This is a genomic window from Shewanella alkalitolerans (assembly GCF_019457575.1).
Taxonomy (GTDB): domain Bacteria; phylum Pseudomonadota; class Gammaproteobacteria; order Enterobacterales; family Shewanellaceae; genus Shewanella; species Shewanella loihica.
Genome location: NZ_CP080422.1, coordinates 1,468,259 through 1,483,871, shown reverse-complemented (window position 1 = coordinate 1,483,871; position 15,613 = coordinate 1,468,259). Strand labels below are relative to the sequence as shown.

The 15,613-nt window shown below is 53.4% G+C and carries 11 protein-coding genes and 1 tRNA gene; 7 read left to right on the top strand and 5 right to left on the bottom strand.

Annotation, left to right across the window (positions count from 1 at the left end; all coding sequences use genetic code 11):
• The first annotated feature begins 377 nt into the window (after positions 1-377).
• The 4 genes from K0J45_RS06575 (at position 378) to K0J45_RS06560 (ending at position 3,113) form a co-directional block, all read left to right on the top strand.
• Positions 378-1,547 (top strand): flagellar assembly protein FlgT, encoded by a 1,170-nt coding sequence (locus K0J45_RS06575; protein ID WP_220044720.1) that lies wholly within the window; start codon positions 378-380, stop codon positions 1,545-1,547.
• A 67-nt stretch (positions 1,548-1,614) separates the two neighbouring features.
• Positions 1,615-1,690, top strand: a tRNA-Arg gene (locus tag K0J45_RS06570).
• Positions 1,691-2,013: 323 nt separating this feature from the next.
• Positions 2,014-2,493 (top strand): DUF2947 domain-containing protein, encoded by a 480-nt coding sequence (locus tag K0J45_RS06565; RefSeq protein ID WP_220044719.1) that lies wholly within the window; start codon positions 2,014-2,016, stop codon positions 2,491-2,493.
• A gap of 32 nt (positions 2,494-2,525) precedes the next feature.
• Positions 2,526-3,113: a chalcone isomerase family protein gene (locus K0J45_RS06560; RefSeq protein ID WP_258406777.1), complete on the top strand. Its 588-nt coding sequence runs from the start codon at positions 2,526-2,528 to the stop codon at positions 3,111-3,113.
• 149 nt (positions 3,114-3,262) lie between these two features.
• Here the strand turns inward: K0J45_RS06560 and K0J45_RS06555 are convergent, their stop codons facing one another.
• Positions 3,263-4,177, bottom strand: a complete 915-nt coding sequence (locus K0J45_RS06555) for an outer membrane beta-barrel protein (protein WP_220044718.1) — start codon at positions 4,175-4,177, stop codon at positions 3,263-3,265.
• A gap of 238 nt (positions 4,178-4,415) precedes the next feature.
• The gene (locus K0J45_RS06550; RefSeq protein WP_220044717.1) at positions 4,416-5,027 is read right to left on the bottom strand and encodes a TetR/AcrR family transcriptional regulator; all 612 of its coding nucleotides are present in this window, start codon (positions 5,025-5,027) and stop codon (positions 4,416-4,418) included.
• Between the two features lie 142 nt (positions 5,028-5,169).
• On the opposite strand from K0J45_RS06550, the gene K0J45_RS06545 reads away from it, so the two are divergent.
• From K0J45_RS06545 to K0J45_RS06535, 3 genes are all read left to right on the top strand, one after another.
• Complete coding sequence (locus tag K0J45_RS06545; RefSeq protein WP_220044716.1) at positions 5,170-6,285, top strand: efflux RND transporter periplasmic adaptor subunit; 1,116 nt, start codon at positions 5,170-5,172, stop codon at positions 6,283-6,285.
• 3 nt (positions 6,286-6,288) lie between these two features.
• On the top strand, positions 6,289-9,360 hold the full coding sequence (locus tag K0J45_RS06540) for an efflux RND transporter permease subunit (RefSeq protein ID WP_220044715.1): 3,072 nt from the start codon (positions 6,289-6,291) through the stop codon (positions 9,358-9,360).
• 198 nt (positions 9,361-9,558) lie between these two features.
• Positions 9,559-11,562 (top strand): methyl-accepting chemotaxis protein, encoded by a 2,004-nt coding sequence (locus K0J45_RS06535; protein WP_011865111.1) that lies wholly within the window; start codon positions 9,559-9,561, stop codon positions 11,560-11,562.
• A gap of 496 nt (positions 11,563-12,058) precedes the next feature.
• Here K0J45_RS06535 and K0J45_RS06530 read toward each other — a convergent pair whose 3' ends face one another.
• The 3 genes from K0J45_RS06530 to cydB all read right to left on the bottom strand — a co-directional run bounded on the left by K0J45_RS06530 (position 12,059) and on the right by cydB (position 15,611).
• A complete protein-coding gene (locus tag K0J45_RS06530; RefSeq protein WP_220044714.1) occupies positions 12,059-13,672 on the bottom strand; it encodes a tetratricopeptide repeat protein in 1,614 nt (537 codons plus the stop codon).
• A gap of 668 nt (positions 13,673-14,340) precedes the next feature.
• Positions 14,341-14,457 (bottom strand): cytochrome bd-I oxidase subunit CydX, encoded by a 117-nt coding sequence (cydX, locus tag K0J45_RS06525; protein ID WP_011865106.1) that lies wholly within the window; start codon positions 14,455-14,457, stop codon positions 14,341-14,343.
• Between the two features lie 14 nt (positions 14,458-14,471).
• Positions 14,472-15,611, bottom strand: coding sequence for a cytochrome d ubiquinol oxidase subunit II (gene cydB / locus K0J45_RS06520; RefSeq protein ID WP_011865105.1), 1,140 nt, complete (start codon positions 15,609-15,611; stop codon positions 14,472-14,474).
• Positions 15,612-15,613: the final 2 nt, after the last annotated feature.

Below are 15,613 nucleotides of genomic sequence, written 5' to 3'. Positions count from 1 at the left end.
ATATACCCACTTGGCTGCGCCATAATTTCGGCCAACCAATCCTATTGGCAATTATGCAGCAATATATATGCCATAAGCTTAGCATTGGTCGATTTACACTTATTAGGGTTAGCCTCATGTATTGGGCTCACACTCGGCGAATCCTTGAGGGACTGATTGGCGTTCGTCATCCTACTTTTCGGCAAATGACCTGACGGTGGCCAAATTTGGCTAACTTTAACTAACGTTGATTAACTTTGGCTGACTTTAACCAACTCAGGCATAGATATTGCTTTGAGTCTAACTAATCAATGGGAACATGAGAATAGGCGCAAAAACTGTCAGCATTTTGGCACCAGCTACGCGCCAGACAAACCGGCTCAGTTGAGACAGATACAATGAAACGAATTCAATTACTATTGCTGTTACTCGCCGCCTTTAACACTCAGGTGATGGCTCAGTGGCTTGAGGCCCAGGGTGAAGCCAAGATCATCAACGGCAATATCACTCAGGCGAGAGAAGATGCCATAGCGCAGGCACTAAGCTATGTCACATTGCAATCTGGCGGCCAGTTTACCAGCGTGCAGCAGACTCAAAACGGTCAGCTAACCCAGACCCAGTTTTCTATGTCGCAGCAGGCCGAGGCCGGCCGTGTCGAGCTTATCAGCGAGCGTATCCAGGGCGATACCCTCAGCGTCAATCTAAGAGTCGATGTGCTGCAAAACGCCAAGACGCAAACCTGTGGGACGAGTCAACTCAAGGCGGCCATCCTGGTGCCCCAGGCGCAAATTGCCGATCGCAGCCAACTCAGATATGGCAACCTTGGCAACTTCGAGAAGGCCCTGTCGGAGAAGCTCGGCAGCATCATCGCCCGCGAGGGTAAGGCGAGTTTCGCCCATGTTCATGCCAACGAACGACTCGATATCGAGCAGTCATTGATCGACATCCGCGGTTACCGCCTCCCCAGCTGGCTTAGCGAGATCACCGACAGCCAATACATTCTGCTACCGGAGATCATCGACATCTCCACCGAGCCGGTCGAAGCCAGCCTGTTTGGCCTCTGGGATAGCTATCCCCAACGCCAGTTTCAGCTACGGCTTTCTCTGTACCACGGCATCAGCGGCGAGCAGATCTGGAGTGAGTACTATGACGCCCCTGCCCCATGGGAATTTAAACGCCAAGCGACGATACCAGCCCAAAGCAACCGTTTTTGGGCATCCAACTATGGTAAGAACATCGAAATGCTGCTGACCCAGGCCAGCGAAGATATCGACAAGGTGCTCGACTGCCGCCCGCTACTTGGGCAGGTGGTCTCCCGCGTCGACAACCGGGTTATCATCAACCTGGGGCGCAATCATGGCGTGAAAGTTGGGGACCAATTCCAACTGGTGCTGCAGCAAAACCTGCCGGATCGACTGGATAATATGCGTGCAGTCGCCAGCGAATCGCGCGCCAAGATCACCATAGACCAGGTGACACAGGAAAGCGCCACCGCCCTGCTGCAAGGCGCTAACGGCGCGATCAACATACAAATTAACGACATCGCGATTAAAATCCAACTTAATTAGTGCACTAATTAAGCAACTAAATCTAAAGCCTTTTCATCGCGATGAAAAACAGTATAATCACTTGCGTCTCCCTATAGCTCAACAGGATAGAGCAGTCGCCTCCTAAGCGATCGATCGGGGTTCGAGTCCCTGTGGGGAGACCAGTTAGTGAACTAGCCTAATAGATGAAGCATGACTTCGAAGGACAGTGTCAATGACTGAGCTTTTTAATGCCAATCTCAACATAATCAGCCAGCGTTGGCCGTTTAATCCTTACTAGTTTTAAATCTCACTAAACATTATTGGTCAAAAAGTCTTCTCATGCTGGATGAGCATAATCAGGCGGCCCTCAACTACCTGGGGCAACTCAGGCCCTAAGCTTTTTTCGGCGCCAGGGGCAAAATTATCCCGCGGCGCCGTTTCCCTTGTCCTGTGGCACGCCGTATAATGTCTGGCGTTAATAACTTACAGCCGATAGCGAGGCCCTGTGGCGCACACCTATATCCCACTCGAACAGTACAAACGCAAATGGATCTTTAACCATAAAGATCTCCCCGTCACAGATGAAGACAAGGCCTGCATCAAGCCGCTGGATCAGAAATCATCCATGACGGTGTGGAACCAGTGGGTGAGTAACAAGAGCAGCCGCAGCGAGCAATTTGCCAAGGGCGACTGGGCCGCGAAAGGCGATGCCTGGCAGGAAACCGATCACTGGCAGAGCGCCTGGGACAGCGACTCACCCGCCCTGCCCGAGCTGTTTCAGGGCCACTTCGATTGGCAAGACGAAACGCAAATCTACTTCTGCTACGACAAATACCAGATCATCGAGACCCGCTGGGACGTCTTCGTGCGCAACTGGAAATGTTTTCTCTTCTTCGATGACGGCCCACTGCTGATTGCCCCCAAGAAGAAACAGGCCGCCTTCTTCCATCAAAGCGGTCAATATCAGCTGGGTAAACGCGGCTAACCGTTACTATCACAATATTTATAAGAGGTTATATGAAGTCCCTCCTACGCCAACTGCTCCTTATCAGCGCCGTGACCAGTGCCATGCTAAGTACCCCACTAGCCGCCAACACTCTGGCCGCCAACATCCTGGCCGACGTGCCACTCGCCGACGAGATAATCCTAAGCGAACAAACCTTGCAGCTTAACGGCGCCGGCATTCGCAGCAAGTTCTTTATGGATCTCTATGTGGGCAGCCTATACACCCAAAGTCCGAGCCAAACGCTGGAGAGCGTACTCAACGCCCCTAGGGTCGCTATTCGCTTGAATATCGTCTCAGGCATGATCACCTCAGAGAAGATGCAAGATGCGATCATCGACGGCTTCGACGATGCCACAGACGGCGAACCTGAGGTAATTCAGCCCCAGATAGATGCCTTCATGGCCCTGTTCTCGGCGCCGATTGCCGAGGGGGATCAATTTACACTGGAGGCAGTAAAAGATCTTGGCGTCACCGCCTATAAGAATGGCGAAAAACAGGCGACGGTCGAGGGCGAGGCCTTTCGTAAAGCGCTGCTGAAGATCTGGCTGGGCGATAAGCCGGCCCAGAAGAGTCTCAAGCGGGCTATGCTAGGCGAATAAACAATAGCTGAAGCTGATCGGTAGCTAACTGAAAGCTCAATGACAGCTAAATGAAAAATCATAAAAAAATGGCCTGACGGTATGTTCAGGCCATTTTTGTATTCATCACATTTTCTGATTCATCACATTTTTTTATTCATTAGGGCAGCCTAGAATCGATATTGGGCGGAAAACGCCAGTGCTAGCTGATTCTCTAGCGACTCCTGGGTTTTCGGCGAGGAGAGCTCTATCTCACCACTGAAGAAATAGCCCAGATAGGCATCAAATTTGAGGGGCTCGCTCGCCTGCCAGCCCGCCCTGACAAAGCCAACCCACTCGTCTATCTCCAGGGTCACATCTTCATCTTTCACCAAGAATCTCTGGGTGCGCTTCGAGCTGCCGACACCCACATCCAGCGAGTCATACCACTGATAGCTCAGCTCCAGGCCGGCGGGGCCGCTAAAGCCTGCCGAGAAGGGATTGGCAAGCTTAAGCTTGTCGGTTATCTGCCAGTTCACCGCCAGATAAGGCAAGGTTCTCACCTCAGAGATGTCATTAAGATAGGCGACCCCTAGGCCCAGCATGTTGCCGCCATTGAAGCGATACATGCCTGAGGCGACCACCCCATAACTTTGGGCATTGGAAGATGAGGTGCCCTCGCTATAGGCGTACTGCAGCTTAGGCGCCAGCATGAACAGCCAACGATTGTTGGGACGAAAGCTGACCCCCAGGCCAACCCCATACCTGTCTACATTGGACCAGGGCGCCAGATTACCCTCCATCAGTGAGGCGCCGCGGCCGCTCCAGTCATAATCCAGCCTGTCATAGCTTATACTGGCACTCAGCGACCATTGACGATTCAAGGCATAACTGGTCTTGGCGCCGAACAGCCAGGTGTCGCGCTGCAATGCCTGGCCGCTGTCACCCACATCGGCCTCACCGACGCCGATGCGCGATACCGACAGGGTCAGGGGCGACGCCTGTCGCGCTCCCCCTTGTGCCGCCTCGGCGGATACGGCCGTCAGACAGGTTAACCCTAAAACCAGGGCGTTGATCGTATTGCGAGATAATAGGCTTGGCTTCATACCCTCTCCCTGGGGCTACTCAGTTAGACTTAATGTTTGGCCGGCTGCCCGGTTGCAACTTAGGCACCCGACCAAGTTAGGCACCCGACCAAATACCAATCATAAAGTTAGTACACTCAAGCTTAGTACGACCAGATTGGCAAAAAGATCACATTGCCTTCAAAACGGCTAGCTCTGTTACTAAAAGCGTGGCTAAAACTCTGACTAAAGCCGCGCTCTTAACTAAAATTGCCAGCGCCTAAACCCGATGGGCACGCAGGAACATGCTCACCGTCTCTTTGATGTAGGCCGGGCGCTTAGCAATCAGATCCTCGACCGGTAAGCCCAGCTCTAACTTGAGGCGCATCTCGCCAAACAGCATCATACACAGACGCACCGAGGCATGGCGCAGATCGCCAAAATGATACTCGCCGAGTTTCTCCACCTGCTCGAAATAGTTCTCCAGCAGATTGAGCAGAAACTCTGGGCCGGCATTAAAAAACAGCGCCGAAATTTCCGGGTGGGTATCGGCTTGGGCCACACAGGTCTTAAACACCTCTATCGCCTCGGGCGAGACTATCATCTCGCCAAAATAGTTACCGAAATGCAGCAGCGCCTGCTCGGGATCCTGGGGGCTGGTAAACAGCTCCGCCGTCACCTGATGCACCACACACTTAGATTCGATTGATGCAACGAACAGATCATCCTTGCTGCCAAAATGCGAATAGACGGTCTGTTTAGAGACGCCCGCCAACTTCGCGACCTCATCCATGCTGGTATTGGGAAATCCTTGCCCACAGAAGAGCTCAATCGCGGCGTGTAATATCTGCGCCTTCTTCTGTTCACTGCGGCTAAGGGGTGTTTGTACCATTGAAACGTCCTATAAGGTCTTCATTTTCATCACGACATATTTATACACAAACTAGACTAGACAGTCCAGTTTTTGCAAATTAGACTAACAAGTCTAGTTTAACGATTTATTCACCAACTGTTAACCACGGAAGTGTATCAGTATGACGATCTTTACCGCCAAGTCCCTCGCCAGGGTGTTGTTATGGAGCTGCCTCAGCCTCGCGGCCAGCGGCTGCCAACAGGATGAGTCCACCAGCGCCCCCGACAGCGAACATTTCCCCAAGGTCTCCAGTCAGCGGCTGATCCGCTCGACCAACTATGACACTGAGCAGGTATTTACCGGCAACATACGCGCCGGCAATACCACGGCTATCGGCTTCGAGCTGGCGGGTAAGATAAAACACCTGGCGGTCGACAGTGGTAATCATGTCAAGCAGGGTGACCTACTGGCCCAGCTAGACACCTCCTTGCTTGAAGCCGAGAAGCGCGAGCTGCAGGCCAGCCTGGCGCAAAACCGCGCCGACAGAGAGCTGGCCCAGAGCACCCTCAAGCGCAGCCAAGCCCTGAAACAACAGGGCTACGCCTCGGCCCAGCAACTGGACGAACTCAAGGGACAACTCAGCAGCCTGCTAGCCGCCGAGCAGCGCCTGCGCGCCGCCATAGAGGCCAACGCGCTGCGGATCGCCAAGTCCACCCTGGTCGCACCGTTTGATGGTATTATCGCCAAACGTAACAATAACTTAGGCGAAGTGGTCGCCCTGGGTGCCCCGCTATTTACCCTGATCCAACACAACAATCCCCAGGCCATCGTCGGCGTGCCCGTGGGGCTTGCGCAAAGCTTACAAGACAGCCAGCAGCTGACCCTGACGGTGAAAGATACTCCCTATCTGGCCACCGTGGCCGGCATTGGCGCCGAGGTCAATCCTGTGACACGTACCGTCCCCGTGCGCCTGACCCTGCCTACCGATGCTAAGGTGATCAACGGCGAGCTGGCCTACCTGCATTACAACAAGACTGTCGACACCGCCGGTTTCTGGGTGCCCATCTCCTCGCTCACCGACGGCCTGCGCGGCCTGTGGAACCTGTATGTGCTGGTTGAACAACAGCCGGATGAATACCTTATCGAGCGGCGCGACATAGAGATCCTCTATACCCGTGGCGATCAGGCCTTCATCCAGGGAGCCATCAGCGAAGATGAGCGCTTCGTCACCCAGGGCCTGCACAAGGTGGTAGTGGGCGAGCGCGTCATGCTCAACACCCAAGTGGCGACGAGGTAAGTCATGATAAAAGCCTTAGTCGAAAATGGTCGTCTGGCCAGCTTGGTGATCGCCCTGCTGATCGTCGCCGGCCTTGGCGCCATCACCAGCCTGCCCCGCATGGAAGATCCCAGCATCACCAACCGCTTCGCCTCTGTGGTGACCCACTATCCGGGCGCCTCGGCCGAGCGGGTCGAAGCCCTGGTCACCGAGGTGCTGGAAAATCAGCTCAGACGCCTGGAAGAGCTGAAACTGGTGCAGTCCACCTCACGCCCGGGGATCTCCGTTATCCAGCTAGAGCTGAAAGACAGGATCACAGAGACAGACCCCGTCTGGTCAAGGGCCAGGGATCTCATCAACGATGCCAAGAACCTGCTGCCCCCCGCGGCGCAAAATGCCCTGCTAGATGATCAGCTGGGCTATGCTAACACCGCCATTCTTGGTCTGGTGTGGCAAGGCGCGGGCGAGCCACGCCAGGATATCCTTAACCGCTACGCCAAGGAGCTACAGAGTCAGCTCAGGTTGATTCCGGGCACCGACTTCGTAAAACTCTATGGCGCCCCCACCGAAGAGATCCTGGTGCAGATCGACGCCCAGAACGTCAACCGCATCGGCCTCAGCGCCGCCGCCATCGCCCAGATCCTGGCTAACGCCGATACTAAAGTCTCGGCAGGCGAGATCACCAACGACGCCTTTCGCGCTCTGGTCGAGGTCTCCGGCGAGCTGGACTCTGTCACCCGCATCAGACAGGTGCCACTCAAGGTCGATGAAAACGGTCAGATCATACGCCTGGGCGAGGTCGCCAGCGTGCAGCGCCAGCCCAAGACCCCGGCCGCCAGCATCGCCCTCATAGAGCAGGCTCAGGGGATAATGGTGTCGGCGCGCATGCTCAACAACACCCGGGTCGACCTCTGGCTGCAGCAGGTGCATCGCGTAGTCGAGAAGGTGCAAGGGGATCTCTCCTCCAACGTGGAGATCCAGTGGTTGTTCGATCAAGAAGGCTATACCACCACCCGCCTGAGCGACCTGATCGCCAGCCTGCTGCTGGGTTTCATCATCATCTTGGTGGTGCTCATGCTGACTCTGGGGCTGCGCAACGCGGTGATCGTCTCCCTGTCGCTGCCGCTGACCGCCCTCTTCACCCTGGCCTGCATGAAGTATGTCGGCCTGCCGATTCATCAAATGTCAGTGACCGGCCTGGTGGTGGCACTGGGTATCATGGTGGATAACGCCATCGTCATCGTCGATGCCATCGCCCAGCGTCGCCGCCAGGGACTGGATCGCCTCAGCGCCGTCGGCGAGACCCTCAAACATCTCTGGCTGCCGCTCGCGGGTTCAACCATCACCACCATGCTGGCCTTTACCCCCATCATCCTCATGCCGGGGGCCGCGGGAGAGTTTGTCGGCGGTATCGCCATCTCGGTGATCTTCGCCCTGCTGGGTTCCTACCTCATCTCTCATACGCTGATCGCCGGCTTCGCCGGCCGCTTCGGCGCCGAGGGCGATGCCACTCACTGGTATCAGCGCGGGGTCAACTTCCCCATCATCGCCCGCGCCTTTAGCAGCACTTTGCACATCGCCCTCAAGCGTCCCCTGTTGGCCGGCGTGGTGATAGGCATATTGCCCATTAGCGGCTTTATCGCCTCTGCGCAGATGACAGAGCAGTTCTTCCCGCCGTCAGACAGGGACATGTTCCAAATAGAGGTGCACCTGGCGCCTCAGTCCAGCATAGAAAACACCCGCGCCCTGGTAGAGCGTATCGATGCCAAGCTCAGGGCCACCGGCGAGATGCAGAGACTCGACTGGGTGATTGGCGGCAATGCGCCCTCCTTCTACTACAACTTGCTGCAGCGTCAGCAAGGGGCGGCCAACTACGCCCAGGCGATGATCAAGGTTGCCGACTTCGAGCGCGCCAACCAGCTGATCCCAAGATTGCAGACAGAGCTCGATGCCGAGTTTCCCGAGGCGCAGATCCTGGTGCGTAAACTGGAGCAGGGCCCACCGTTCAATGCCCCCGTAGAGCTGCGCATCTACGGCCACAACTTAGATACCCTTAGAGAGATAGGTGATGAGGTACGGCGCATTCTGATCACCACAGATCACGTGCTGCACACCCGCGCCACCCTGAGCGCCGGCGCGCCTAAGGTCTGGTTTCAGGTAAACGAAGACGCCAGCAAGATGAGCGGCCTGAGCCTGACGGATATCGCCAACCAGATCCAGATGGCCACTACCGGCATTAACGGCGGCAGCATACTGGAGCAGACGGAGTCGCTACCGATCCGGGTACGCACCCAAGATCTGATGCGCGAGCAGCAGACCGAGCTGTCACAGATCAACCTGCTGTCGGGCAGCGGCGTCGGCATCCCGCTCTCGGCGCTGGCCAGCAGCCGTATCGACGTCAGCCTGGGCGCCATCCCCAGACGTGACGGCCAGCGCGTCAACACCATAGAGGCCTATCTGGAGAGCGACGTGCTGCCCCAGCAGGTGCTCAACCAGGCCAAGACGCGCATCGACGCCCTCCCCCTGCCCGCCGGTTATCGTATCGAGGTAGGCGGCGAGAGCGCCAAGCGTAACGAGGCCGTTGGTAACCTGCTATCCAACATCGTCTTGGTGATCACTTTGCTGCTGGCGACCGTGGTGCTGTCGTTCAACTCCTTCCGCCTGACCGGCATCATACTGCTGAGCGCGGTGCAATCGGCAGGCCTTGGCCTACTCGCCGTCTACCTGTTTAACTATCCCTTCGGCTTTACGGTGATCATTGGCCTGCTGGGCCTGATGGGTCTAGCGATCAACGCCGCCATCGTGATTCTAGCCGAGCTTGAGGATATGCCGGATAAGCGTGAGGCAGGCATCCCAGCCATAGTGGCAGTGGTCAGCAGCTGCGGCCGCCATATCGGCTCCACCACTATCACCACCATAGGCGGCTTCCTGCCGCTTATCATCTCAGGTGGTGGCTTCTGGCCACCGTTTGCCATCGCCATCGCTGGCGGCACGGCGCTTACCACACTGTTGTCCCTGGTCTGGGTGCCAACCATGTACCAGCTGCTGATGACCAAGCGCCAGGCGGCGCCCGTGCCCGCACTTCAGCCCAGCTAACGGCTTGGCTAACGGTCTCGTCAATTTGCTAATCACAAGATGCACTGGCTCGCCCGCCCAGGGTGATCCAGTGCATATTTAGACTAATTGCCGAGGCCTGGGGCAATTTTTCCTTTATCGAAATAGACCTGCGTCAAAACAATCTAGCACCACCTTAGTTACATTAGCGACAGTCTAACCACAAGGTGGATTACCATAATGAACTATAAAAACTGGCCTATCGCCAAACAGATAGGCGCCCTTGCCCTGATCCTTACCGTCGTCGTATTTGCCATTCTCAGCAGCGTCTCCTACATCACAGCCGCCAACGTGCTGGAAGATAAAGGTAAGACGGCCGTAAAAGCGCAGATGCACAGCACCGCCGACCTAATTGAACTCGAGTACAACAGCCTACTGTCTCTCGCCAGACGCAACGCCGACGTGCTCAGAGCCATGTACCCAGGTCAATTCTTCAAGCCTGATAAGACCGTCTTGGTGATGGGGAAGCCCACCCCTGCTTTGGTACACGAGCGCGAACAGATCAACGCCTCCAAGAGTAAGGTGGATCGCTACTCTAACCTCACCGGCGGTAACGCCACCGTCTTCGTACGCGACGGCGACGACTTTATCCGCATCTCTACCTCGCTGAAAAAAGCCGACGGCAAACGCGCCTTAGGCACCTACCTGGGTAAGAAGCACCCGGGCTACGGCGCGCTGATGGCGGGCAAAGAGTATGAAGGCTATGCCAGACTGTTTGGCAAAGACTATATGACAGTCTATCGCCCCATCACGGGCCCACAGGGCGACATCATTGGCATACTCTATATCGGCTTCGATATCTCAGAGGCGCTGACTGAGCTGCAACGCTCCATGAACCAGCTCAAGCTGGAGGAGTCGGGTTACTTCACCCTGATCCGCAACGTGGACAACGCCATCATCGCCCAGCCCAACCAGGAGTCGGGTACCATATTGACCGAGGCGATACTCGACGGCCTCTCTCTTGACGCGGCCAAACGCGGCGGCCAGGAGAGCGAATACCTCAATAGCAACAAGGAGCCCATGTACGCCTACGCCGTTACTATTCCCGGCTGGCAATGGACCCTGCTCGGCCAAGCCAAGAAACGTGAGCTGAACGAAGAGAGCCTTAAACTGCTGAGCATCAATGCCGGCGTCGCCGCCGTGGGCGTGCTGCTGATCACCCTGCTGCTCTCCATGGTGCTGATTAAGACACTGCGCCCGCTACGTCACCTGCAGCACCAGCTTACCGAGCTCGGCAAGGGTGACCTGACTCAAGAGTTCGACCAGGTCAGCCCAGACACAGACAACGAGGTCGACAGAATCACCCACGCCGCCCGCCAGATGGCCCTGAGCCTGCGCGAACTGGTCGGCGCCCTGCGCGCCTCGGTCAACACACTTGAAGAGCAGGCCAGCAGCGCCCAGGAAGTGGCCAGACTCAACGGCGAAGAGGCCCAGCAGCTGATGGCGCAAACCGACCAGATCGCCACCGCCATCGAAGAGATGTCTACCTCGGTGCGCGACGTGGCCAACCACGCCAGCGAAGGCGCCAGCCAGAGCCAGCAGGTCGACAACGCCTCACGCGACGGCCACCAGCAGCTCGATCAGCTGGTGCAGGGCCTTGGCAAACTCAGCGAGCAGCTCGATGCCAGCCATATGAGCGTCGAGAATGTCAGCAAGGAAAGCGAGGCGATTAGCCAGGTCACCGAGGTGATCAACAGCATCGCCGAGCAGACTAACCTGCTGGCGCTCAACGCCGCCATCGAGGCCGCCCGCGCCGGTGAGCAGGGCCGCGGTTTCGCCGTGGTGGCCGACGAGGTGAGAACCCTGGCCCAGCGTACTCAGACCTCGATCTCAGAGATCAGCCAGACCATCACTCAGCTACAGCAGCAGATCAAGCTCACCGCCGAGCAGATGGGCCAGAGCCACCAGCTGGGCACCGCCTCCGCCGCCCAGGGACAGGAGGCCGCGACTAACCTCAACCAGATCACCATCAGTATCGGGGAGCTGGCCATAGCCTCCAGCAGCATCGCCAGCGCCACAGAGCAGCAGAGCGCCGTGGCCGACGAGATCACCCGCAACCTGCATGAGATCACCGAGCTCGCCCGCGACGGTGAACAGCGCGCCGGCGACACAGTCGACGCCGCCCAAAACCTCTCCCACATCGCCGCCGAGATCAAACAGAAGATCAGCGTGTTTAAGTCATAGCTTCTGACTAACGCTCATCTCAACGAAAAAAGCCGCTTTCAAGCGGCTTTTTTATGTCAGGCTGACATAGCAGTAGCTGAGTGTACTTAGCTAGTACCAACTCTTGGTGGTTTAATTACTGACATCTTATCAAACGGCAGGCTTGCCAACGCACCTCAAGCTTTATGAGAGTTTACAGGTGCCTTTGAAATCACACCTTAGCTGAAATTAATAGCCTGCGGCTCGCTCATGTGCAGATACGGCTTCGAGACGCTGTGCGTCATCCCTGACCGCTTAACGAAAACATCCCTGTTTTCGATACTCTCAGCCATATCTACACTGGGTATTCCCATCTCTTCGATTTGGCGCCTTTTGAGACCCCTAGACTGTTAAAAGCAAAATTGGACATTTCTAGGTCTATATAAGTGAGTTACAGATTAATATTTCTATGTGCTAACGCGGTGCTTTGCGGCACATTTGGAGCCTAGCGGAAGAATTGCCCGACAGTAGCGCTTTGTTAGGCACTTTTTCTTGATAGAGACAATGAAAAATCATCATTTACCCTTGACGCAATCAATGTCAATTCATTTCCTTGATCAGAAACAAAGCCTATGCATGCATTACTGGTGTTTCCAGCTAAACCAAGTAGGCTATTTGGGCGATCTCCAATCAACTTTCTTGTATATTGTCCCGAGAATGAAGAACCAGAAACGCTGCCAACCAACTTAACAGAATACTTGTTCCCTCCGAGCGTTAAAGCTGGCTCTTCCCAAGACGCCTCTAACTTGTTGTTACTTAGTGTAAGTTTTGTCTGAGTTACGCCCTTAACAAACCATTCGCCCTCAAGCTCTTTAGGATTACCCAAATAATATTGCTCAGTATAAGAACGAATTAGTTTCTGGCGGCTGAGTGATTTTTTACTCAATTCTTCCCACTTTTCTCTCTGCTCTTCTTTCTTTTCATTAATAGCAGTAATTAAACTATATATATTTTTATGCGTATCATCTGATTCTAATGCTTTTTGGGCAATTTTTTCTGCCTCTTCGGTAAATCCTGCATCTAAAAGCAAATATCCTTGATTAGCCATTGCTAGAGTATTTTCATAACTGGCAGCTTTTTTATAGTTATCGATAGCTTTAATTTTTAGGCCAGCTTCTTGCGCACGTACACCAAGATTATTTAATGCTGTAGAATTTTCACCATCAATTCTAATTAATCTTAAGTAGTTACTTATTGATATATCATCGATATCTTCATTGCTTGCTGCATAAGCAGAATTAAACAACTCGTCTCGATTATTGGGATCAAACTCCAATGATTTATCTTTGCAATAGACAGAAATAGTTTTGTTGCCTAGAGATTCTTCAATTTTAGAAAGCGCTTCATAAACACTTGCTTTTTGATCTTCATTTTCGATCTTCAATAAACTGCTTATTAATATCTCTCGCGCTTTAACTGGATTATTATCTTTATTCATCGCATATGCTAAATTTACTTTAGCTTTTGTGATAAAAGGCTCCGATTTCAATTCGGTTATTGCTTTTTTCCAAAGCTGAACTTCCTTATCGTATTGCATACTTTCACTTAAACAGAATGAAAGCCATGTTAAGCTATTTAACTTTGATTCCTCTGTCTTTCCTGTACGCGCCAACTTTTCTAGCTCGACAATTGCCGCGTTGTCCTTTCCTTTCTCAAACTTTAAGAAAAGATAGATAGCCTTATTTTCCTCGAGCTTAACTTCATCTTTTTCTTCAAATGCATACTTTTTAAAAATCGTTTCGGCAACGTCTAATTTTCCGTTTGCAAATGCAGTGTGCATCTCTGAAAACCAGCCTTCCTCCTTAACCTTTTCTTCTTTTTCAGTCTCTTCATCCTGGTCTGTCGGTTTTTCATCAGCATTTGATAACTTAACTACTTTCTCGTCGTTATCATTTATTGGTGCGACAGCGTTCATCCCAATCTCTGAATCACCATTTCTGAAAGAAAAAGAAGTTAGCCTAGATATAAAATTAGAGATAGCATCCCTGCAAATTATTAGTAATACTAACATCAAAATGGTAATCATATTTTCAGATAAAAACGTAATTATTATCTGTGTCATTTGTAATGTGGTATTTGATGTATCAGACATAAATTATACATATCACCTTGTAAGCCTAACGCTTTTTAGCAAGAATGCCGCGCATATAAATCGCAATCATCTAATATAGATAACAACATGCTTTTGTAAACATCTGAAACTTATAGCAATAACAGCATTGCATTACAAGAAGAAAGTAACTCGCCCCAAACAAAATCGAGAATCGCAAGATTACATAGTAGGAAGCGAAAGGGGCACTTTTTTGCAATATTCCATTATACCTGTATAAATCCGCAGTCTAGCAATTAGAGGTTGGCAACCTCCCGAACGCTCAATTAGTTCCCCTACTCACACCAAATACAGCCAAATCGAAGAGACGTTGAGATGCCGGTGTAAACACGTTTTTGGCCCTCGGCGGCATGGACGCCGCCGTGGAGCGTATAGGGATATATTCACAGCGTGCCAAAAACGTGTTTGCACATCCCCCGCCGGGCAGGCAATAAATAACAGTGAAGGTACGACCTTCAATATCCACCAAATACAAATATGGGCAGATGTAACAACCTTTAATGACTCCTCCCCCATCGCCGGTCAGGCGCTAGGTTGCAATGAAGGTTCGACCTTCAATTCCCCGCCCAACAAGAATCCCGCCAAATTCATTTGGCAATAAAAAACCCCGCATTCTCATACGGGGTTTCTCATCAATCGCGATTCATAGCTTAATCTTTAAGCTCTGAATCCCTATCCATGTTCTCAGTATTCTCTAACCACAAGGCGTTGATGATACCGAAAGAACACGCCAGCAAAATGCCTAATATCCAAGCAAAATACCACATAGTGTCGGCTCCTGTTAGTAAAGTGACGTCTTGTTGTCTTCGATGTAGCTACGGCTCAAGCGACCAAACATCTTGAAGTAAGTCCAGATGGTGTAGCTTAGCACGATAGGCACGAATATCGCGGCCGCCCAGGTCATCACAGTCAGTGTCATGTGACTCGCTGTGGCATCCCACATGGTCAGGCTCACGTTTGGCTCAAGTGATGATGGCATCACGAATGGGAACATGGCAGCACCACAAGTCAGGATCACCATAGCCACCGCCAGCGAGCTGAACAGGAAGGCGAAACCAGAGCGGTTGAAACGACTCGCCAGCAGCGCCAGTACAGGCATGGCGATACCCAGGATTGGGAACAGCATGGTCACTGGGTACTTGTCGTAGTTAGCAAGCCAGGCACCCGCCTCTACCGCAACCGTCTTAAGGGCTGGGTTAGATGCGCCGTGGGTGTCGATAGTCGAGGTTACAACATAACCGTCGATACCATTGGCTAGCCATACACCGGCTAGGGTGAAGAGCACAGCAACCAAGGCCGCAGCCACTTGGGTCGCCGTCGCCGCACGTACGCGCAGCTCGCCTTCTGTCTTCATCTGTAACCAAGAGGCGCCCTGCATGATGATCATAGACACGCTCACCAGACCGGCCAGCAGGCCAAATGGGTTAAGCAGGCCAAACAGACCACCGTGGTAGGTTGCACGCAGGTACTCGTCGAAGTTAAACGGCACACCTTGCAGCAGGTTACCAAAGGCCACGCCTATGATGAGCGGCGGTACGAAGCCACCGACAAACAGCGCCCAGTCCCAAGCCTTACGCCATCTCGGATCTTCGATCTTAGAGCGGTAATCGAAGCCCACGGGGCGCAGGAACAGGGCAAACAGCACCAACATCATGGCCACATAGAAGCCAGAGAAGGAGACCGCGTATACCATAGGCCAAGCAGCAAATAGGGCGCCACCGGCTGTGATTAACCATACCTGGTTGCCGTCCCAGTGGGGGGCAATCGAGTTGATCATAATACGGCGCTCGGTATCGTCCTTACCTATGATAGGCAACAAGGCACCCACGCCCATGTCGAAACCGTCGGTGACGGCGAATCCGATGAACAGCACACCAATCAGCGCCCACCAGACAAATCTTAATATTTCATAATCAAACATAA